Source organism: Streptomyces sp. NPDC093586 (assembly GCF_044764905.1).
GTDB lineage: Bacteria > Actinomycetota > Actinomycetes > Streptomycetales > Streptomycetaceae > Streptomyces.
Map to the genome: position 1 here is coordinate 95,357 of NZ_JBIWJA010000004.1, position 19,154 is coordinate 114,510.

18 protein-coding genes and 1 tRNA gene are annotated in these 19,154 nt (G+C 74.0%); 6 read left to right on the forward strand and 13 right to left on the reverse strand.

Annotated elements, in window-relative coordinates:
- Positions 1–30: 30 nt before the first annotated feature.
- The 3 genes from ACIRFH_RS06230 to pdhA are packed head-to-tail and all read right to left on the reverse strand — an operon-like array spanning position 31 to position 3,679.
- Positions 31–1,524, reverse strand: a complete 1,494-nt coding sequence (locus ACIRFH_RS06230) for a dihydrolipoamide acetyltransferase family protein (protein WP_403517410.1) — start codon at positions 1,522–1,524, stop codon at positions 31–33.
- Positions 1,524–2,528 (reverse strand): alpha-ketoacid dehydrogenase subunit beta, encoded by a 1,005-nt coding sequence (locus ACIRFH_RS06235; protein WP_403517412.1) that lies wholly within the window; start codon positions 2,526–2,528, stop codon positions 1,524–1,526. The genes ACIRFH_RS06230 and ACIRFH_RS06235 overlap by 1 nt, the downstream gene beginning before the upstream one ends.
- Positions 2,525–3,679: a pyruvate dehydrogenase (acetyl-transferring) E1 component subunit alpha gene (gene pdhA, locus ACIRFH_RS06240; protein WP_403517414.1), complete on the reverse strand. Its 1,155-nt coding sequence runs from the start codon at positions 3,677–3,679 to the stop codon at positions 2,525–2,527. The genes ACIRFH_RS06235 and pdhA overlap by 4 nt, the downstream gene beginning before the upstream one ends.
- 189 nt (positions 3,680–3,868) lie before the next feature.
- Here pdhA and ACIRFH_RS06245 point away from each other — a divergent pair, with 189 nt between their 5' ends.
- Positions 3,869–4,372, forward strand: a complete 504-nt coding sequence (locus ACIRFH_RS06245) for an Lrp/AsnC family transcriptional regulator (protein WP_403517768.1) — start codon at positions 3,869–3,871, stop codon at positions 4,370–4,372.
- 33 nt (positions 4,373–4,405) lie between these two features.
- On the opposite strand, the gene ACIRFH_RS06250 is transcribed toward ACIRFH_RS06245, so the two are convergent.
- Both ACIRFH_RS06250 and ACIRFH_RS06255 read right to left on the reverse strand, forming a co-directional pair.
- Positions 4,406–4,999, reverse strand: a complete 594-nt coding sequence (locus ACIRFH_RS06250; RefSeq protein WP_403517416.1) for a TetR/AcrR family transcriptional regulator — start codon at positions 4,997–4,999, stop codon at positions 4,406–4,408.
- Positions 4,996–6,513 (reverse strand): 3-hydroxyacyl-CoA dehydrogenase, encoded by a 1,518-nt coding sequence (locus ACIRFH_RS06255; RefSeq protein WP_403517418.1) that lies wholly within the window; start codon positions 6,511–6,513, stop codon positions 4,996–4,998. Before ACIRFH_RS06255 ends, ACIRFH_RS06250 begins: the two co-directional genes overlap by 4 nt.
- A gap of 167 nt (positions 6,514–6,680) precedes the next feature.
- Between ACIRFH_RS06255 and paaN the strand changes: the two genes are divergently transcribed.
- A complete protein-coding gene (gene paaN, locus ACIRFH_RS06260; RefSeq protein ID WP_403517420.1) occupies positions 6,681–8,372 on the forward strand; it encodes a phenylacetic acid degradation protein PaaN in 1,692 nt (563 codons plus the stop codon).
- Here the strand turns inward: paaN and ACIRFH_RS06265 are convergent.
- The 5 genes from ACIRFH_RS06265 to ACIRFH_RS06285 form a co-directional block, all read right to left on the reverse strand.
- Entirely contained in the window at positions 8,369–9,148 is a 780-nt protein-coding gene (locus ACIRFH_RS06265) for a TrmH family RNA methyltransferase (RefSeq protein ID WP_403517422.1), read from the reverse strand. The genes paaN and ACIRFH_RS06265 overlap by 4 nt on opposite strands.
- Positions 9,145–10,365 (reverse strand): HTTM domain-containing protein, encoded by a 1,221-nt coding sequence (locus ACIRFH_RS06270; protein ID WP_403517424.1) that lies wholly within the window; start codon positions 10,363–10,365, stop codon positions 9,145–9,147. Before ACIRFH_RS06270 ends, ACIRFH_RS06265 begins: the two co-directional genes overlap by 4 nt.
- A complete protein-coding gene (locus ACIRFH_RS06275; RefSeq protein ID WP_403517426.1) occupies positions 10,362–11,207 on the reverse strand; it encodes a DUF5819 family protein in 846 nt (281 codons plus the stop codon). The genes ACIRFH_RS06270 and ACIRFH_RS06275 overlap by 4 nt, the downstream gene beginning before the upstream one ends.
- 225 nt (positions 11,208–11,432) lie before the next feature.
- Positions 11,433–11,762, reverse strand: a complete 330-nt coding sequence (locus ACIRFH_RS06280; protein WP_403517769.1) for a rhodanese-like domain-containing protein — start codon at positions 11,760–11,762, stop codon at positions 11,433–11,435.
- Between the two features lie 147 nt (positions 11,763–11,909).
- Positions 11,910–12,104, reverse strand: a complete 195-nt coding sequence (locus ACIRFH_RS06285) for a hypothetical protein (RefSeq protein ID WP_403517428.1) — start codon at positions 12,102–12,104, stop codon at positions 11,910–11,912.
- A gap of 232 nt (positions 12,105–12,336) precedes the next feature.
- Here ACIRFH_RS06285 and ACIRFH_RS06290 point away from each other — a divergent pair, with 232 nt between their 5' ends.
- Positions 12,337–13,317, forward strand: a complete 981-nt coding sequence (locus ACIRFH_RS06290) for a helix-turn-helix transcriptional regulator (protein WP_403517430.1) — start codon at positions 12,337–12,339, stop codon at positions 13,315–13,317.
- 135 nt (positions 13,318–13,452) lie between these two features.
- Here ACIRFH_RS06290 and ACIRFH_RS06295 read toward each other — a convergent pair whose 3' ends face one another.
- Both ACIRFH_RS06295 and ACIRFH_RS06300 read right to left on the reverse strand, forming a co-directional pair.
- A complete protein-coding gene (locus tag ACIRFH_RS06295; RefSeq protein ID WP_403517432.1) occupies positions 13,453–14,265 on the reverse strand; it encodes a J domain-containing protein in 813 nt (270 codons plus the stop codon).
- A gap of 51 nt (positions 14,266–14,316) precedes the next feature.
- On the reverse strand, positions 14,317–15,798 hold the full coding sequence (locus ACIRFH_RS06300) for a DUF2252 domain-containing protein (RefSeq protein ID WP_403517434.1): 1,482 nt from the start codon (positions 15,796–15,798) through the stop codon (positions 14,317–14,319).
- Positions 15,799–16,173: 375 nt separating this feature from the next.
- On the opposite strand from ACIRFH_RS06300, the gene ACIRFH_RS06305 reads away from it, so the two are divergent.
- Positions 16,174–17,019 carry a carbohydrate-binding protein gene (locus tag ACIRFH_RS06305; RefSeq protein WP_403517436.1) on the forward strand — a complete coding sequence of 282 codons (846 nt, stop codon included), beginning with the start codon at positions 16,174–16,176 and terminating at the stop codon, positions 17,017–17,019.
- Between the two features lie 88 nt (positions 17,020–17,107).
- Here ACIRFH_RS06305 and ACIRFH_RS06310 read toward each other — a convergent pair.
- Positions 17,108–17,191: transfer RNA gene (locus ACIRFH_RS06310), tRNA-Leu, on the reverse strand.
- Positions 17,192–17,696: 505 nt separating this feature from the next.
- Here ACIRFH_RS06310 and ACIRFH_RS06315 point away from each other — a divergent pair.
- Together ACIRFH_RS06315 and fhaB are read left to right on the forward strand one after the other, a co-directional pair.
- Positions 17,697–18,554, forward strand: coding sequence for an FhaA domain-containing protein (locus tag ACIRFH_RS06315; protein WP_403517438.1), 858 nt, complete (start codon positions 17,697–17,699; stop codon positions 18,552–18,554).
- Between the two features lie 10 nt (positions 18,555–18,564).
- Positions 18,565–19,080, forward strand: a complete 516-nt coding sequence (fhaB, locus tag ACIRFH_RS06320) for an antibiotic biosynthesis regulator FhaB (protein ID WP_403517439.1) — start codon at positions 18,565–18,567, stop codon at positions 19,078–19,080.
- The last annotated feature ends 74 nt before the right edge of the window (positions 19,081–19,154 follow it).

The window sequence follows — 19,154 nt, forward strand, 5'->3', positions numbered from 1 at the left end:
GCGGTCAGAGGGGGCGCGCGGGCACCGCCGTCACAGCGTGCGCAGCAGCACGGCCGGCTGTTCCACGCAGTCCGCCACGTACCGCAGGAAACCGCCCGCCGTGCCGCCGTCGCACACCCGGTGGTCGAAGGTGAGCGACAGCTGGACGACCTGGCGGGCCGCCAACTCCCCCTCGTGCACCCAGGGCTTGGGCACGATGCGGCCGACGCCGAGCATGGCCGCCTCGGGGTGGTTGATGATCGGTGTGGAGCCGTCGACGCCGAACACGCCGTAGTTGTTCAGCGTGAAGGTGCCGCCGGTCAGCTCGCCGGGGGTCAGCCGGCCGGCCCGGGCCGCCTCGGTCAGCCGGGCGAACTCGGCGGTGAGTTCCTCGGCGTCGCGCGCGTGCGCGTCCCGTACGACCGGGACGACCAGGCCCCGGTCCGTCTGGGCGGCGAAGCCGAGGTGGACGTGGCCGAACCGGACGATCTCCCCGGCCTCCGTGTCGACGGTGGAGTTCAGCTCGGGGAAGCGGGCGAGCGCGGCGGTGCAGATCCGGGCCAGCAGGGCGACGAGGGAGATCTTCGGGCCGCCCGCGGCGTTCATCGCGGCGCGGGCCCGCATCAGTTCCGTCGCGTCCGCGTCCACCCAGCAGGTCGCGTCCGGTATCTCGCGCCGGCTGCGGGAGAGCTTGTCGGCGACGGCGCCCCGGACGCCCTTGAGGGGGGTGCGGACCTCGGCCGGCGGCTGCCCTCCCACGAGGGCGGGTGCCGGTGCCCGGAGCTGTCCGGCCGGGTGCGGGGCGGCAGCGGCCTCGTGGGCTGCCGTGGTGCCGCCCCGCGCCGCGGCGGCACGCAGCGCGTACTCCACGTCCGCGCGCAGGATCAGCCCGTCGGGGCCGGAGCCGGTCAGCTCACGCAGGTCCAGGCCGTTCTGCCGGGCCAGTCGGCGCACCAGCGGGGAGATGACGGGGACGGGCCCGTCCGCCGGCTCGGCGGAGCGTACCCGGCCGTTCGTCCGCCCGTTCGTCCGCCCGGCCCGGGCCGGAGCGGCGGACGCCGTCCGCTGCGGGCGCACCCTGCGCCGCCGTGCGGGCGCCTCGGACGTGCCGTAACCCACCAGGACGTTGCCCGAGCCCTTCGCCTCCCCGGCGCCCTCACCGCCGGCGCCCGAGCCCCGCGCCGGCTGTTCCCCGGCCGACCGGGCGGCTCCGGCACCGTCGGTGGATCCGGCGGGTCCGGCGGGTCCGGCGGGTCCGGTGGCTCCGGTGGCTCCGGCAGGCCCGGCGGATTCCGCGGGCTCCCCCACCGCCACCGTCAGCAGCGGTGCCCCGACGGGCAGCTCCGCCCCCTCCTCGCCGAAGCGGGCGGTGACCACGCCGCCGTAGGGGCAGGGCACCTCGACCATCGCCTTGGCCGTCTCGACCTCGACGACCGGCTGGTCGACGGCGACCACGTCACCGACCTCGACCATCCAGCGCACGATCTCCGCCTCGGTGAGCCCCTCACCGAGGTCGGGGAGCTTGAACTCCAGCACCTGTGCCATCAGCTTTCGGCCTCCCACTGCAGGCGCCCCACGGCGTCCAGGATCCGGTCCACGCCGGGCAGGTGGTGCCGCTCCAGCATCGGCGGCGGATACGGGATGTCGAACCCGGCCACACGCAGCACCGGCGCCTCCAGGTGGTGGAAGCAGCGCTCCGTGACCCGGGCCGCGATCTCCCCGCCCGGGCCCCCGAAGGTGCCCGACTCGTGGACGACGACCGCGCGTCCCGTCCGCCGCACCGAGGCGCACACCGTCTCGTCGTCGAACGGCACCAGGGAGCGCAGATCGACGACCTCGAGGTCCCAGCCCTCGGCCCGGGCCGCCTCGGCCGCCTCCATGCAGACGACCACCGACGGCCCGTACGTGATGAGCGTGGCGCTCCGGCCCGAGCGCCGCACCACCGCGCGGCCTATGGGGTCAACGGGCGCCGGCTCCTCGGGGTTCCAGGTGTCCTTCGACCAGTACAGCCGCTTGGGTTCGAGGAAGACCACCGGGTCGTCGGAGGCGATGGCCGCGCGCAGCAGCCCGTAGGCGTCGGCGACGGTCGCGGGCGTGACGACATGGAGCCCCGGAGTCGCCATGTAGTACGCCTCGGACGAGTCGCTGTGGTGCTCGACGCCGCCGATGCCGCCGCCGTAGGGGACGCGGATGGTCAGCGGCAGGGGCATCTTCCCGCGGGTGCGGTTGCGCATCTTGGCGACATGGCTGACGACCTGCTCGAACGCCGGGTAGGCGAAGGCGTCGAACTGCATCTCCACGACCGGGCGCAGCCCGTACATCGCCATGCCGACCGCGGTGCCGAGGATGCCGGCCTCCGCCAGCGGGGTGTCGGTGCAACGGTGCTCGCCGAACTCGGCGGCGAGTCCGTCGGTGACCCGGAAGACACCGCCGAGCGTGCCCACGTCCTCGCCCAGGACGTGCACGCCCGGGTCGGCGGCCATGGCGTCGCGCAGCGCGCGCGTGAGGGCCTGCGCCATGGTGGCCGGCTTGACGGTGACGGTGGTCATCGGTGCGTCCCCTCCGGTCCGGACACGGCCTCGGCCTCCGCCGCCAGCTCCGCCCGCAGCAGGTCCTCCTGCTCGCGCAGCTGCCCGGTGGGCTCGGCGTAGACGTGCGCGAAGAGGTCCATCGGGTCGAGCTCCGGATCCTGGTTCATGCGGGCGCGCAGGTCGGCGGCCATGGTCTCGGCCTCCTCGCGGGCGGCCCGGACGCCGTCCTCGTCGAGCAGGCCGCGCTCGGTCAGCTCCCGTTCCAGCAGCTCGACGGGGTCGTGCCGGCGCCAGGTCTCGACCTCGGCGTCGCCCCGGTAGCGCGTCGCGTCGTCGGCGTTGGTGTGCGCGTCGACGCGGTACGTCACCGCCTCCACCAGCGTGGGCCCGCCGCCCCCGCGCGCGCGGCGCACGGCCTCGGTCAGGACCTCGTGGACGGCGGCGGCGTCGTTGCCGTCGACCAGGCGGCCGGGCATCCCGTAGCCGACGGCCTTGTGGGCCAGCGACGGGGCGGCGGTCTGCTTGGCGAGCGGGACGGAGATGGCGAAGCCGTTGTTCTGCACGAGGAAGACGACCGGGGCCTGCCAGACGGCGGCGAAGTTGAGCGCCTCGTGAAAGTCGCCCTCGCTGGTGCCACCGTCGCCGACCATGGCCAGCGCGACCACGTCGTCGCCCTTGAGGCGGGCGGCGTGCGCGAGGCCGACGGCGTGCGGCAACTGGGTGGCGAGCGGCGTGGACAGGGGGGCGACGCGGTGCTCGTAGGGGTCGTAGCCGGTGTGCCAGTCACCGCGCAGCAGGGTGAGCGCCTCGACCGGGTCGACCCCGCGGGCGACGACGGCGAGCGTGTCGCGGTAGCTGGGGAAGAGCCAGTCGCGCTCCTCGAGCACCAGTGCGGCGGCGACCTCGCAGGCCTCCTGGCCGGTGCTGGACGGGTAGACGGCGAGCCTGCCCTGCTTGGTCAGGGCGGTGGCCTGCGCGTTGTACCGCCGTCCGCTCACCAGCCGGGCGTACAGCGTGCGCAGCAGCTCGGGGTCCACCCGTTCGGCGTCCTTCGTGCCGAGCACGCGGTGCGGCTCCGCGTCGGGCAGCAGCGGCGCGGGGTCGGTGCGGGGCTGCCAGGCGGGCGGCGGTGTGGGCCGGTACGCGCCCCGCTGCTCCATGACCGTCATGACGGCACCTCCTCGTGGGAGCGGCTTCGGGCCCGGCACGGGTGTGACGGGCCTCACCTACCGATTGTTCGGTCGCCGGCACATTTTGGCTACAGGCACCCCCGGGCTGTGGACAAACGGTTCTCCACAGCCTGAGATGGACGCAGTACGTCCATGGCGGGAAGGCGGGGGCACATGGCATCTGAACAAATGGCCGAACGCCCGGGGGAGACCGGCGGCGCGGACGACGCCGGCACCCCGCCGCCCCCGCGCCCGCTGGACGCGATCGACCAGGACATCCTGCGCATGCTCCAGGTGGACGGCCGTGCCTCGATACGGTCGGTCGCCGAGCGGGTGCACGTCTCGCGGGCGAACGCCTACGCGCGCATCAACCGGCTCGTCGAGGACGGCGTCATACGCGGCTTCGGCGCCCGCGTCGACCACGAACGCGCGGGGCACGGCACCTCGGCGTACATCACGCTGAAGATCGTCCAGAACTCCTGGCGCACGGTCCGCGCACAGCTCAGACAGCTCCCCGGCGCCTCCCACATCGCGCTGCTCGGCGGCGACTTCGACGTGCTGCTCCTGGTGCACACACCCGACAACCGGGCCCTGCGGGAGCTGGTCCTCACCCGTCTCCAGGCCATCCCTGAGGTGCTCAGCACGCGCACGCTGCTGGTGTTCGAGACGGAGGACCTGGAGCCGCAGGGCTGAGCACGGGGCCCGTGCCCGGCCGCCGGCTCCGGCTCAGGAGGCCCCGCGCAACCCCGCGAACACCAATCGCGCCACCGCGTCGACCACTTCGCGCTCGCCCGCGCCGCCCCGGCCGTCGGGGCGGTACCACTCGACGATCGAGTTGATCATGCCGAAGACCAGCCGCGTCGCGAGCCGTCCCTCCACGTCCGCGCGCACGTCGCCCTCGGCCGCCGCGGCTTTGAGCAGCTCGGCGACCCGGTGGTCGAACTCGCGCCGCCGCTCCAGCGCCCAGCGCTCGGTGCCGGTGTTGCCGCGCACCCGCAGCAGCAGCGTCACGTACGGCAGTTCGGCCATGAGCACCTCGACCGTGCGCCGCACGACGTACTCCAGCCGGCCGGCCGCGGTCCCCTCGCGCGCGTGCTCCTCGTCGAGGATGCCGAACAGCTCGTCCAGGGCCCGGCTCACGGCCCGGCGCAGGAGTTCCTCCTTGCCCGTGACGTGGTGGTAGATCGACGACTTGGAGATGCCGGCCGCCTTGGAGAGGTGCTCCATGGAGGTGCCGTCGTAGCCGCGCTCGTTGAAGACCTGTACGGCGACGGACAGCAGCGACTCGGGCGTGTACGTGTCGCGCTTGGCGGTGCTCATGAGGAGCTGCCCTCCTGCTTGCCGGCGGCGTACGCGTGGCGGTGGAGCGCGAGGGAGGGCGCGTACCGGCCCGTGGGCACGCACTCGTGCAGATTGCCGAGGACCGCGCGGGCCCAGTCGCCGCCGAGGCGGCGGCTCCATTCCAGGGGGCCCAGAGGGTAGTTGACGCCCAGTCGCATCGCGGTGTCGACGTCCTCCTCGTCGGCCACGCCCTTGGCGACCGCCTCGACGGCCAGGTCGATGATCCGCGCCACCGTACGGGCGACGATCATGCCGGGGACGTCGCCGATGACGCTGACCTTCTTGCCGAGCGCCTGGAACAGGCCGGTGGCCTCGGCGACGGTGCGCCGGGACGTGTCCTGGGAGTGGGACAGGGCGACGCGCGTGGCCGTGCGGTAGTCCAGCGCGAGATCGAAGTGGACGACGTCCCGGAACTCCACCGAGGTCCGGCCGTCGGCGAGCACGAGCCGGCCGCCGCCGGGCAGGACGATCCGCGTGCCGTCGCGCTCGTCCTCCTGCCGGACCTCGATGCCGGCCTCGCGGATCATCTCGACCAGTTCGGAGGCCGGGGCCAGGTCGCCCTCGACCACGACGTACGCGGGCGCCCCGGCCGGCTCGGCGGTGTGCGGATCCGGCCGCTCGGCGCCGTCGCGGTAGTCGTACCAGCCCTGTCCGCTCTTGCGGCCGAGACGGCCGGACTCGACCAGGCGGCGCTGGGCGAGCGACGGGGTGAAGCGAACGTCCTGGAAGAACGCCTGCCACACGGAGTGCGTGACGGACTCGTTGACGTCCTGCCCGATGAGGTCGGTCAGCTCGAAGGCGCCCATCCTGAAGCCGCCCGACTCGCGCAGCACGGCGTCGATGGTGGCCGGGTCCGCGCCCTGGTCCTCGAAGACCGCGAAGGCCTCGGCGTAGAAGGGGCGGGCGATGCGGTTGACGATGAAGCCGGGGGTGTCCGCGCAGGCGACCGGGGTCTTGCCCCAGGCGCGGGCCGTCTCGTACGCGCGCGTGGCCGACGTGGCGTCGGTGGCGGACCCGGAGACGACCTCCACCAGCGGCAGCAGCGGGGCCGGGTTGAAGAAGTGCAGTCCGACGAAGCGACCCGGGACGCGCAGCGCGCCGCCGATGGCGGTGACGGACAGGGAGGAGGTGTTGGTGGCGAGCAGGCAGTCGTCGCCGACGACGTCCTCCAGCGCGCGGAACAGCTCCTGTTTGACGTCCAGCCGCTCCACGACCGCCTCGACGACCAGCGCGCAGCCGGCGAGTTCGGCGAGGGTCCCGGCGGGCGTCAGCCGGGCGCGGGCCGCGTCGCGGTCGGTGGCGGTGAGGCGTTCCTTCTCCACGAGCCGGTCGAGCCGGGCACCGATCGCGTCGGCCGCGTCCCGGGCCCGCCCGGGGACGGCGTCGTACAGCCGTACGGGGTGGCCCGCGACCAGCGCCACCTGGGCGATGCCCTGGCCCATGGTGCCGGTGCCGACGACGGCCACGGGGCTGCTGAGGTCGAGTGCTGTCATGTGCGCGATCCTCCCGCACGGGGTTTTCCACAGATGCGGCGGTCCCCCTTGTCCCGACCGATCGTTCGGTTACTCTAGCCGTGTCCGCCTGTTCCCGCCCAGGTTTCCCAAAGGTCCCCCAGGTCACGACTCGACGGAGAGCTCGTGAGACGAGGAGTTGGTCCCGCATGGCCGCCGAACTCACCGCGCACCAGCTGATCGACCGGCACCGGCCGACACTCGACCAGGCGCTGGAGACGATCCGCACGCGCGCGTACTGGTCCCCCCATCCCGAGCACCCCAAGGCCTACGGGGAGAACGGCAGCCTGGACACGGCGGCGGGCAAGGCCGCCTTCGACGCGCTGCTCGGCACCCGCCTCGACCTCGGCCAGCCCGGCACCGACGACTGGGTCGGCGGCGAGGTCTCCCCGTACGGCATCGAGCTGGGCGTGGAGTACCCGCACGCGGACCTCGACGTGCTGCTGCCCGCCATGAAGGCCGGCCGGCGGGCGTGGCGGGACGCGGGCGCGGAGCTGCGCGCGATGGTCTGCCTGGAGATCCTGAAGCGGATCGCCGACCGGACGATGGAGTTCGCGCAGGCGGTCATGCACACCTCCGGACAGGCCTTCATGATGGCCTTCCAGGCGGGCGGCCCGCACGCGCAGGACCGAGGCCTGGAGGCGGTGGCCTACGCGTACACGGAGCAGGTCCGCACCCCCGAGGCGGCGGAGTGGTCCAAGCCGCAGGGCAAGCGCGACCCGCTGGCCCTGACCAAGCGGTTCACACCGGTCCCGCGCGGCATCGGCCTGGTCATCGGCTGCAACACCTTCCCCACGTGGAACGGCTACCCGGGCCTGTTCGCCTCCCTCGCCACCGGCAACGCGGTCCTGGTCAAGCCCCACCCGCGCGCGGTACTGCCCCTCGCGCTCACCGTTCAGGTCGCCCGGGACGTCCTCTCCGAGGCCGGCTTCGACCCGAACCTGGTCGCGCTGGCCGCCGAACGCCCCGGCGAGGGCATCGCCAAGACCCTGGCGACGCGTCCCGAGATCCGGATCATCGACTACACCGGCTCGACCTCCTTCGGCGACTGGCTGGAGGCCAACGCCCGCCAGGCCCAGGTCTACACGGAGAAGGCCGGCGTCAACACGGTGATCGTGGAGTCGACCGACGACTACCAGGGGATGCTCTCCAACCTGGCCTTCTCCCTCTCCCTCTACAGCGGCCAGATGTGCACCACCCCGCAGAACCTGCTGATCCCCCGCGACGGCATCCGCACCGACCGGGGCGACAAGTCCTACGACGAGGTGACCGCCGACCTCGCCCGCGCCGTCGACGGCCTCCTCGGTGACGACGCCCGCGCGAACGCCCTGCTCGGCGCGATCGTCAACCCGGACGTCAAGGCCCGCCTGGAGGCCGCCGCCGGTCTCGGCGAGCTCGCCCTCGCCTCCCGCGCGGTGACCAACCCGGACTTCCCGGACGCGGTCGTGCGCACCCCGGTGATCGTCAAGCTGGACGGTGCCAAGCCCGACGACGAGGCCGCTTACACCAGCGAGTGCTTCGGCCCCGTCTCCTTCGCCGTCGCCGTCGACTCCGCCGCGCACGCGCTGGACCTGCTGCGCCGCTGCATCCGGGACAAGGGCGCGATGACCGTCGGCGCCTACACGACCGACCCGGAGGTCGAGCAGGCCGTGCAGGAGGTCTGCCTGGAGGAGGCGGCCCAGCTGTCCCTCAACCTCACCGGCGGGGTGTACGTCAACCAGACGGCCGCCTTCTCCGACTTCCACGGCTCGGGCGGCAACCCGGCCGCCAACGCGGCCCTGTGCGACGGCGCGTTCGTCGCGGGCCGCTTCCGGGTGGTGGAGGTCCGGCGGCAGGCCTAGAGGCCCTGGACGGCGCCCCCGCCGGCGCTCCAGTGGTACAGCGTCATGGCCACACTGGTCGCGAGGTTGTAGCTGGAGACCTGGGGGCGCATCGGCAGCGCCACCAGGTGGTCGGCCCGCGCGCGCAGCTCCGGCGACAGCCCGCTGCGCTCGGAGCCGAACGCGAGCAGCGCGTCGTCGGGCAGCTCCAGGCCGCGGATGTCCTCGCCCTCCGGGTCCAGCGCGAACACCGGCCCGGACGGCAGCCCCTCCACGTCCAGCCGCTCCACGGCGGTCGCGAAGTGCAGCCCCGCCCCGCCGCGCACCACCGTGGGGTGCCAGGGGTCGAGCGGTCCCGTGGTGACCACCCCGGTCGCCCCGAAACCGGCGGCCAGCCGGATCACCGCGCCCGCGTTGCCGAGGTTGCGCGGCTGGTCGAGGACCACGACGGGGCTGGTGCGGGGCGTGTGCGCCAGCGTCCGCAGCCCGGCCTCGCGCGAGGGGCGTACGGCCAGGGCGGCCACCGCGGTGGGGTGCGGGCGCGGCACGAGAGACGTGTACGCCGCGTGCGGCACCTCGGTCAGCAGACCGTCCAGCGCCCCCCGGACGTCCGGGGCCAGCTCGTCGGCGAGGGCGAGGGCGCCCGCGCGGTCACTGGTGACGGCCACCGGGACGTCGGCGCCGAACCGCAGCGCGTGCTTGAGGGCGTGGAAGCCGTCGAGCAGCACACACGCGTCGGCGTGCCCGCGCCAGACGGCCAGGGCGTCGGGGCGGGGCCCGGGGGCGGGGTCGGTCATGCCGTGAAGCCTACGTGCGCCTGCTCGGCGTCCTCCCGGGCGGCACGGGGCGCGGGCACCCCGGCCCGGCCGGCCGCCCCGCGCCGCACCAGACGGTCCCGCCCGCGTGCCGCCCACCCGCCCAGGCGGCGCAGGAACGAGGTCGGCAGGAAGACCGTGTCGGCGGCGATCATCGCCAGCGAGAAGAACGGCAGCCCGAGCACCACCGCGATCACCGCGTGCTCGGTGATCATGGCGACCAGCAGGACGTTCTTGACCCGCCGGTTGAACAGCGTGAACGGGAAGGCGACCTGGGCGGCGACCGTGCCGTACGTGATGAGCATGACCATCGTGCCGTTGGCGGACAGTGCCTCGGACAGGCCGGGCCAGGGCGAGAAGTAGTCCAGGTGGAGGGGGTAGTGCACGGCGGTGCCGTCCTGCCAGCGCGAGCCCTGGATCTTGTACCAGCCGGCGGTCGCGTAGATCAGGCAGGCCTCCGCCATGATCACCAGCAGGGCGCCGTTGTGCACGATGTCGGCGACGGCGTCGAGCAGGATCCGCGGCTCCCCGCTCCTGGCCCACCGCCCCACGGCCCACCACAGGCCCTGCGCCGACCACACCGCCCACAGCAGCACCGGGACGAGCCGGTCGCCGTCGAGCCGGCCCGCCAGCGTCACCAGGAGCAGCGCGAACCCGAACACCGCCCACAGGGCGGGCCCCACCCGGTCCACGACGCGCTCCCCCCGCGCGCGTGCCTCTCCCGCGAGCCGCGCCCGGCGCGCGTCCAGCGACCACACCCGGCCGCAGCGGGTGAGGACCAGGTAGATGCTCATCAGGTGCAGGACGTTGTCGCCGCCGTCCCCCATGAAGATGCTGCGGTTCTGCAGCGAGAGCACGCCGACCATGAAGAGCACCGACGTGGTCCGCGTCCGCCACCCCAGCAGCAACAGCAGGCTGCTCAGCACGGACAGCGCGTAGACGGCCTCGAACCAGGCCGCGCCGTCCGACCACATCAGCGCCGTGAAAGCGCCGTTGTCCGAGATCAGCTGCTCGGCGAGGTCGTGGCTCCAGGGGCCGTCCGGACCGTACAGCTCGTGGCGGTGGGGGAACTCGCGGAGCAGGAAGAGCAGCCAGGTCGCGCTGAAGCCGATGCGGACCACGGCGGTCTGGTACGGGCCGAGCGCGGCCCCGGTGACGCGGGCGATGCCGCGCGAGACCGACCGGGCGAGGCCGTTCACGCGAGGCCTCCTTCCGCCTCGTCGGCGGGCACCCGCCACCAGGGCAGCTCCCGGTACACCGGCCGGTCGGAGACCTTCTCGCCGCTCCAGTCGGGCGGCGGCACGGCCGTCGTCCGGGAGCGGTACTGGACGCGCCGGACGGCATCACCCGGACCCGCGGCGTCGTTCCGGTCCAGCCGCAGGACCGCGATCCGGCGCAGGTAGTCCTCCGACAGGATGCCCCGCAGGCCCACCGGGCGGTTGCCGGAGTCGTGGGTGGCGAGGAAGAAGTCCCAGGCCCGGCGCAGTTCGTTCTGCTGGGTGTGGCTCGGCAGCGGATTGCCGTCGATGGCCCGGCCGTCATCGGCGGACAGGTCGTACCAGCCGGTGGTCCGTACGCCGCCGTCCGCCATGCTCACCTCGGCGCGGACCTGGACGGAGATGTTCTGCTGGAGCGGATTGGGCGCGAAGAGCTTCCAGTTCTGCTCGAACTCCGGGTAGATCCACTCGTCGACCACGGAGGCGTGCCGCTTGGACAGGGTGTTCGCCGGGGCGACGTGCAGGAACGTCAGTCCGACGTGGACGCAGACGGCGGCCGCGACGACGGCGAGCGCGAGCACGACGCCGGCCTGGTAGCGCGGGGAGAGCGCGGCGATTCCGGTACGGGCGGGCCCGGCGTCCGCCGCAGGGGCGGCGACCGACAGTGTGGTCCCCCCGGCGGGCGCGGCGGTGCCGGACGACCCGGACGCCCCCGGCGGCCCGGCTGGAGGCCCGGGCATATCGGACGACTCGGACGACCCGGCGGGCTCGCCCGGCTCGTCCGGCCCTTGCCGGGCGTCCGAGCCTGTGTCGTGCACGTCCATTCCGCCCCGTTCCCCGGTCCCGGCCCGTCTTCCCACCCGTCCTGCCGCGGGGCGCCGCGTGACACCACCGGTGCGGGTGCTCCACGACGCTCGAACCGGAACGGTACTCAGGACGGCCCGGCGGCACAGCCCCCGGCGGACCGGTCGCGGGGTGGCCGTCGCCACACCCGCGCCGCGGCCGCGGACCGTACCCGGCGCCGGACCGCCGGAGAACGCCGAAGAACGCTAGAGGACGTGCCCCGGCTCGCCCTTGGCGTTCACGACGGGCCGGCCGGCGGCGGCCCACACCTGCATGCCGCCGTCGACGTTCACGGCATCGACGCCCTGCTGGACCAGGTACATGGTGACCTGGGCCGAGCGTCCGCCGGAGCGGCAGATCACGTGGACCCGGCCGTCCTCGGGCGCCGCCTCGGTCAGCTCGCCGTAGCGGGCGACGAACTCGCTGATGGGGATGTGCAGGGCCCCGGCGGCGTGGCCCGCCTGCCACTCGTCGTCCTCGCGGACGTCCAGCAGGAAGTCGCCGTCCTCGAGGTCCGTGACCTGGACCGTGGGCACACCAGCTCCAAAACTCATGCCCCCGACGCTACCCGACACGACGGGCCGGCCGGCCGGCCCGCCGGACGCGTGGCCCCGGAGGCATCACCGCGCGTCGGGGCCGGGCCCCACCGCACGACGACGCCGGGACGGACGTGTGCCGTGCGGTCAGCGGGAGGAGCGCCGGGCGGCCCGGCTCAGCCGGTGGACGGCCGCCAGCAGGGCGACCAGGACGACAGCGCCCAGACCGTAGCGGGCCCCGTCCCCCATGCCGCTGCCGATCACGGCGACCTCGGCGCCGCAGAGCACCACGACGAGGGCGGCGGTCAGGACGGTGCCGTTCGTGCGGGCGGTGTCGCTCATGATGTTCTCTCCTCGGGACGGACCTGGAACAACTCTGGCGGTGCGACCGTCCCCGGACGAGACGACCGGCGCGCAGCTTGCTGCACCGCCCGCGTGCCGCTTCCTGCACCGGCGACCGACCGGACGCCCCGCCGGGCCCTCGCGGAGGCCGCCCGCAGGCATGGCGCCGCGGGCGCCGACCGATGTATGCCTTGGGAAAAGATCAACAGGTCGTGCACACAAGGGGGAAGCCGTGTCGCAACCGTGCCTGGGGTTCCTCGGCGTCACCGAGTCCGAGGAGACCCTCTACCGCCGGCTGCTGCGCCAGGGCGTGAGCGACGACCACGCCCGGGCCGCCGCCCGCGCCGGAACCGACGCCGAGGCCACCGACCGTCTGGTCGAGCTGGGCCTGGCCGTCCGCACCCACACCGGCGTCCTGCGCCCGGTCACCCCCGCGCGGGCGGTCGAGCACCTCGTCGACCACCGGCTCGACGCCCTGCGGGAGGAACTGGAGCAGACCGTCCGCACGAGCGGCGTGGTCGAATCGCTCCAGCGGGAACGCGCGGCCGCCCCGGTACGACGACCGCCCGAGGAGACCCCGCCCGTCCAGCAGATCGAGGGCATGGAGGCCGTCCGTGCCGTCATCGACGAGCTGACCTTCTTCGCCCGCAGCGAGAGTCTCACCACCAACCCCACCGGCATCATCAGCCCGGAGTCGGCCGACTTCTCCCGCCCCATCGACCTGCGCGTCCTGCGCCGCGGCGTACGCATGCGCACCCTGATGGCCGCCCCCGCCCTGGACGACCGGCCCACCATGGCGTACCTGCGCGAACTGGCGGACAGGGGCGCGGAGATCCGGATCTCGCACCAGCCCCTGGAACGCATGATCATCTGTGACAGGGCCGCGGCCCTCACCCCCCTCGACCCGGCGCACACCGCCAAGGGCGCCCTGCTGACCCGGGAGCCCGGCCTCGTGGCCACCCTCGTCACGCTGTTCGACCGGATGTGGGCCGTGGCGCAGGAGCTGCCGACGCCGGACGACGAGCCGCCCACCGGGATCGAGCGCAGGATCCTCACGTCGCTCCGCACCGCGGACAAGGACGAGAGCGGCGCCCGCGACCTCGGCATCTCGGTACGGACCTACCGCAAGCACGTGGCGTCCCTCATGGCCCGCCTGCAGGCCACCAACCGCTTCCAGGCCGCCCTGCTCGCCCGTGAACGCGGCTGGCTCTGAAGAAACGGAGACGAGCGACGGCGACGCGGCCGGCCCGGGAGGAACCGGAGACGAGCGGCGGGAACGCACGGCCGGCTCCGAAGGGTCCGGCCGCGAGCGCCGGCGGTCCGGCCGGGACCCGCACCGCCGGCGAAGCTACTGCCCCAGCAGCCCCGCCAGCTCGGCCTCCCGTTCGCCCACCTGGGCCGCCAGCTGCTCGGCGATCTCCTCCAGCAGACGGTCGGGGTCGTCCGGGGCCAGCCTGAGCATGGCGCCGATCGCGCTCTCCTCCAGCTCCTTGGCGAGCACGGTGAGCAGTTCCTTGCGCCGGTCGAGCCATTCGAGGCGCGCGTACAACTCCTCGCCGCGGCTCGGCCGCCGTTCGGGCACCGGGCCCGCGGCCCACTCCTCGGCCAGCGCCCGCAGCTCGGCCTCGTCGCCGCGGGCGTAGGCGGCGTTGACCCGGGTGAGGAACTCCTCGCGCCGGGCCCGCTCGTCGTCCTCCTGGGCCAGGTCGGGGTGGGCCTTGCGGGCGAGGTCGCGGTAGAGCCGGCGAGCCTCCTCGCCCGGCCGGACCCGCTTGGGGGGCCGCACCTCCTGGCCGGTGAGCATCGCGGTGGCCTCCGGGAACAGTCCGTCCCCGTCCATCCAGCCGTGCAGCAGTTCCTCGACCCCGGGGATCGGCATCAGCCGGGCCCGTGCCTCGTCGGCCCGGCGGCGGTCCTCGGGGTCACCGCTGCGGGCCGCCCTGGCCTCCAGGATCTGCGCCTCCAGCTCCTCGAGCCGCGCGTACACCGGACCGAGCCGCTGTTCGTGCAGCCGCGAGAAGTTCTCGACCTCCACACGGAAGGTCTCCAACGCGATCTCGTACTCGATGAGTGCCTGCTCGGCGGCCCGCACGGCCCGCTCCAGCCGCTCCTCGGGCCGCGGCGCACCGCCCTGCTCGGGCTCAGCTTCCGGGGTCGTCACCCGACCAGCCTAGGGCACCGTCCGCCCACCCCGCCCGGCCCCGCGGCTCCCTCACACGCCCGTCTCGGCCGCGACCCGGCCCGAGCGCACCGCGGCGAGCAGCTCGGCGTGGTCGGCCTCGGTGCGGTCGGCGTAGGCGACGGCGAAGGCGGCCACCGCCTCGTCGAGCTCCTCGTTCTTGCCGCAGTAGCCCGCGACCAGGCGCGGGTCGACGCTGTGCGCGTGGGCGCGGGCCAGCAGGGCGCCGGTCATCCGGCCGTAGTCGTCGAGCTGGTCGGCGGCCAGGGCCGCGGGGTCGACGCTGCCCTTGCGGTTGCGGAACTGCCGCACCTGGAAGGGCCGCCCGTCGATCGTGGTCCAGCCGAGCAGGATGTCGCTGACCACCTGCATGCGCTTCTGTCCGAGCACCACCCGGCGGCCCTCGTGCGCGACCTCGGGAACGTCGAAACCGGCGCTCGCCAGGTGGGGCACGAGCGCGGAGGGCCGGGCCTCCTTCACCTGGAGCACGAGCGGCTCGCCCCGGTGGTCCAGGAGCAGCACGACGTACGACCGCGTGCCCACGCTGCCCGTGCCGACGACGCGGAAGGCGACGTCGTGCACCGCGTACCGGGCCAGCAGCGGCAGCCGGTCCTCGGACAGGGTCGCGAGGTAGGGCTCCAGACCGGCCGCGACCGCCGCCGCCTCCCGGTCCGGCACCCGGCGCAGCACCGGTGGCGCGTCCACGAAGCGGCGCCCGCCGTCCTCGGTGGCCTCGGTCGACCTGGCCGCGAACCGGCCGCTGGTGTTGGCCCGGGCCTTCTCGCTCACCCGCTCCAGCGTGCCGAGCAGGTCGTGGGCGTCGGTGTGGGAGACGAGTTCCTCGTCGGCGATGGCGTTCCAGGCGTCCAGCGCGGGCAGTGTGGCCAGCAGCCGCATGGTGCGCCGGTAGGCGCCGGCCGCGTCACGGGCCGCTTCCCGGCAGGTGTCCTCGTCGGCGCCGGCCTCCCGGCCCGCGAGCACCAGGGAGGCGGCGAGCCGCTTGAGGTCCCACTCCCAGGGGCCGCGGGCCGTCTCGTCGAAGTCGTTCAGGTCGATGACCAGGCCGCCGCGGGCGTCCCCGTACAGGCCGAAGTTGGCGGCGTGCGCGTCGCCGCAGATCTGGGCGCCGACGCCCGTCGTCGGCGTGCGCGCCAGGTCGTACGCCATCAGGCCCGCCGACCCGCGCAGGAAGGCGAACGGCGTGGCCGCCATCCGCCCGGTCCGTATCGGGGTGAGCCCGGGTATCCGGCCCCGGTGGGACTCCTCGACCGCGCTCACGGCGTCCGGCCGGGCCCCGTCGGGGTCGAAGGCGGCGTGCGCGGACCGCGGGACGCGCCTGCGCAGCGCCTTGCCCTCCGCCTTCGGCGACCCGTCGGCGGGCCACCGCGCGAACCCCGGCACCCGCGGGATCCGTCCCGCCCGCACCGCGCGGGCCCCCGCACCGGCGTCCCCCGCCCCACCGGCGGCCACGTCCGCCGCCACCCCGCTGCGCGTATCCGCCGTCGCCTCGGCCATCCGACCGTCCTCCCCTGCTCCTGTACCGGCGCCCACGCGCCCGCCCCGGCGCACCACGGCGGACCCGTCCCGCGCGTTTCGCGGGCCGTGCCCCCGGGCGCGCCCGACGCCGTCGTGGACGCGCCATGACGGTACAGCCGACCGCCCCGCCCGTACACGGGCTCCGCGGCACCCCCCATAACGCCGGGCAGGGGGCGGAACGGGAGGTCCCCCCGGCCCACCGGCGGGGCTTACGGTTTCGGCGATCACCACGGGAGCGCGTCCTCCGAAGCACTCAGCCTGCCCCGCGCCCGGGGGACGCGCTCCGTGTCATGCACGACCCGCCCGTCCTCTTCCCCCGGGGCTGCCCCCACCGAGGAGACCCAGGAGCCCGCCATGCCACCCGTCCCCCCCGACGATCCCGGCACCGAGCCCGGCATCAGCCGCAAGACCCTGCTCCGGGCCGCCGTCGCCGCCGGCGCCGCCGTCCCGCTGCTCGCCACCGGCGCCGTCGCCCTCGCCCGCGACTCCGCCCGCACGCCGGGCACGACCCTGGCACCGACGCCCTTCTGCGACGACGGCGACGACCCCACCCCCGACCAGATCGAGGGGCCCTACTTCAGGCCGAACTCCCCGCTGCGCACCGACCTGGCCGCACCGGGCACCGCCGGCACCCGGCTGACGGTCGGCGGCTACGTCTTCGGCCGCGACTGCCTCCCCCTGCCCGGCGTCCTGCTCGACTTCTGGCAGGCCGACGACGCGGGCGCCTACGACATGGCCGGGTACACGTTCCGCGGCCACCAGTTCACCGACTCGACCGGCGCGTTCGTCCTGCGCACGATCGTCCCCGGCCTCTACCCGGGCCGCACCCGGCACATCCACGTCAAGGCCCAGGCCCCCGGCAGGCCGGTGCTGACGACCCAGCTCTACTTCCCCGGCGAACCGCGCAACAGCACGGACACCCTCTTCGACCCGGCACTGCTGATGAACGTCCGCGCCGCCGGCGGCGGCAAGGAGGCGACGTTCGACTTCGTGCTGAACGTGGACGGCACCCCGGGCCCGACGGACCCGCCCACCGACCCGCCGACCGATCCCCCGGGCGGCACCTGGGCCGCGGGCCGCGCCTACAGGGTCGGCGACCGGGTCACGTACGGCTCCGCCGCCTACCGCTGCCTGCAGGCCCACACCTCGATGACCGGCTGGGAGCCGCCCGACGTCCCAGCCCTGTGGCGACGCGAGTGACACCGCCCCGGTGAGACCTTCCTCACAGGGAGCCTCCCTCGACGACGCGGAAGCCCCCCAGGTCCGAGACCTGGGGGGCTTCCGTTTGTGCGCGAGGGGGGAGTTGAACCCCCACGCCCTTGCGGGCACTGGAACCTGAATCCAGCGCGTCTGCCTATTCCGCCACCCGCGCATTGGGTGTGTCCTCGGGCCCCGTTCCTTTCGGCCCGGCGCCTTCCGACACCCAGAACATTAGCACGGTGTCCGGGGACGATTCACATCCCTTGTCCACGGGCGGACGGCCCCCGCCGGGCCGGCCGGGCACTCGTACCGTCCCGTGTCCGTTCACGTATCAACCTCGTACCGGTCCCGCCCGTCTCCCCAGGAGCCGGTAGGGGTCCACAGCCAGGTGCGGGACACTGGACCGCGGTCGCCTCTACGATCCTGGGCATGAATACGGGCGGGTACGGGCGGGCGGGAGCGCGTTCCGAACGGCCCGGGGAGTTCGAAGCGGAGCTCCAGCGGGAACTCCGAGAGGCGTCGACACCCGTCGACGGGGCCGACAGGGGGAACCAGCCGATCGACCGGTGCGTGGATACGATCAGTAAGCAGTACCAGGTGGACAGTGCGCGAACACGCCGCACGACGAGCAGTACGCAAGGCAGTGGACAGGACGGCAGCGTCGGAGGAGGTGCCCCATGGGAGTCCTGAAGAAGTTCGAGCAGCGTCTCGAAGGTCTGGTCAACGGCACCTTCGCGAAGGTGTTCAAGTCCGAGGTGCAGCCCGTGGAGATCGCGGGAGCGCTCCAGCGCGAATGCGACAACAACGCGACCATCTGGAACCGTGACCGCACCGTCGTACCCAATGACTTCATCGTGGAGCTGAGCACGCCCGACTTCGAGCGCCTCAGCCCCTACTCCGGCCAGCTCGGCGACGAGCTCGCCGGAATGGTGCGCGACTACGCCAAGCAGCAGCGCTACACCTTCATGGGGCCGATCAAGGTCCACCTGGAGAAGGCGGACGACCTCGACACCGGCCTGTACCGGGTCCGCAGCCGCACCCTCGCCTCCTCCAGCAACCAGCAGGGCGGACCGGGCCCCGCCGCGCCCCCCGCCGCCTCCGGACGGCCCGGCGCACCGGGCGGCTACGGCTACCCGCCCGCCGGCGCCCCGCCCATGCCTCCCACCCCGCCGCCCGGCACCCGCCCCGGCGGTTACGGCTACCCGCAGCCCGCGGGCGCCCAGCACCCCCCGGCCGCACCCGCGCCCGGCACCCGCACCCGCCACTGGATCGAGATCAACGGCACCCGCCATCAGATCTCCCGCGCGACCCTCGTCCTCGGCCGCAGCACCGAGGCCGACGTGCGGATCGACGACCCCGGCGTCTCCCGCCGGCACTGTGAGATCCGGACCGGAACGCCCTCGACGATCCAGGATCTCGGGTCCACCAACGGCATCGTGGTGGACGGGCAGCACACCACCCGCGCTACGCTCCGCGACGGCTCGCGGATCGTCGTGGGCAGCACCACCGTTATCTACAGGCAAGCCGAAGGGTGATCCGGGGGCAATGTCAGAGCTGACCCTCACGGTCATGCGGCTGGGTTTTCTCGCCGTACTGTGGCTGTTCGTGATCGTGGCCGTGCAGGTCATCCGCAGCGACCTCTTCGGTACGCGGGTCACCCAGCGCGGAGCGCGCCGCGACGCCGCACGACCGCAGCAGGCCGCGCGCCAGGGCCAGGCGCCCCCGCCGCAGCGCCAGCAGCCGAGCGGCGGCCGGGGCCGCCGCAACGCTCCCACCAAACTCGTCGTGACGGAGGGCACCCTCACCGGCACCACCGTCGCCCTCCAGGGCCAGACCATCACGCTCGGCCGGGCGCACGACTCGACGATCGTGCTGGACGACGACTACGCCTCCAGCCGCCATGCCAGGATCTACCCGGACCAGAACGGCCAGTGGATCGTCGAGGACCTGGGCTCCACCAACGGCACCTACCTGGACCGGTCCCGGCTGACGTCCCCCACCCCCATCGGCCCGGGGACGCCGATCCGCATCGGCAAGACCGTCATCGAGCTGCGGAAGTAGTGCTACACCAATGAATGAGCGCGAGCGGAGCGAGCACGCAGCGGCCGGCACCCCGGGCCCCGGCGCGCTCCCGA

What these genes read in the sequence shown, in the direction of transcription:
- pdhA (WP_403517414.1), bottom strand. Translation starts at nt 3,679, where the DNA reads ATGACGGTCATGGAGCAGCGGGGCGCGTACCGGCCCACACCGCCGCCC.
- paaN (WP_403517420.1), top strand. Translation starts at nt 6,681, where the DNA reads ATGGCCGCCGAACTCACCGCGCACCAGCTGATCGACCGGCACCGGCCG.
- ACIRFH_RS06285 (WP_403517428.1), bottom strand. Translation starts at nt 12,104, where the DNA reads ATGAGCGACACCGCCCGCACGAACGGCACCGTCCTGACCGCCGCCCTC.
- ACIRFH_RS06300 (WP_403517434.1), bottom strand. Translation starts at nt 15,798, where the DNA reads ATGGCCGAGGCGACGGCGGATACGCGCAGCGGGGTGGCGGCGGACGTG.
- ACIRFH_RS06305 (WP_403517436.1), top strand. Translation starts at nt 16,174, where the DNA reads ATGCCACCCGTCCCCCCCGACGATCCCGGCACCGAGCCCGGCATCAGC.
- ACIRFH_RS06245 (WP_403517768.1), top strand. Translation starts at nt 3,869, where the DNA reads ATGGCCGAACGCCCGGGGGAGACCGGCGGCGCGGACGACGCCGGCACC.
- ACIRFH_RS06250 (WP_403517416.1), bottom strand. Translation starts at nt 4,999, where the DNA reads ATGAGCACCGCCAAGCGCGACACGTACACGCCCGAGTCGCTGCTGTCC.
- fhaB (WP_403517439.1), top strand. Translation starts at nt 18,565, where the DNA reads ATGTCAGAGCTGACCCTCACGGTCATGCGGCTGGGTTTTCTCGCCGTA.
- ACIRFH_RS06265 (WP_403517422.1), bottom strand. Translation starts at nt 9,148, where the DNA reads ATGACCGACCCCGCCCCCGGGCCCCGCCCCGACGCCCTGGCCGTCTGG.
- ACIRFH_RS06255 (WP_403517418.1), bottom strand. Translation starts at nt 6,513, where the DNA reads ATGACAGCACTCGACCTCAGCAGCCCCGTGGCCGTCGTCGGCACCGGC.
- ACIRFH_RS06315 (WP_403517438.1), top strand. Translation starts at nt 17,697, where the DNA reads ATGGGAGTCCTGAAGAAGTTCGAGCAGCGTCTCGAAGGTCTGGTCAAC.
- ACIRFH_RS06230 (WP_403517410.1), bottom strand. Translation starts at nt 1,524, where the DNA reads ATGGCACAGGTGCTGGAGTTCAAGCTCCCCGACCTCGGTGAGGGGCTC.
- ACIRFH_RS06235 (WP_403517412.1), bottom strand. Translation starts at nt 2,528, where the DNA reads ATGACCACCGTCACCGTCAAGCCGGCCACCATGGCGCAGGCCCTCACG.
- ACIRFH_RS06275 (WP_403517426.1), bottom strand. Translation starts at nt 11,207, where the DNA reads ATGGACGTGCACGACACAGGCTCGGACGCCCGGCAAGGGCCGGACGAG.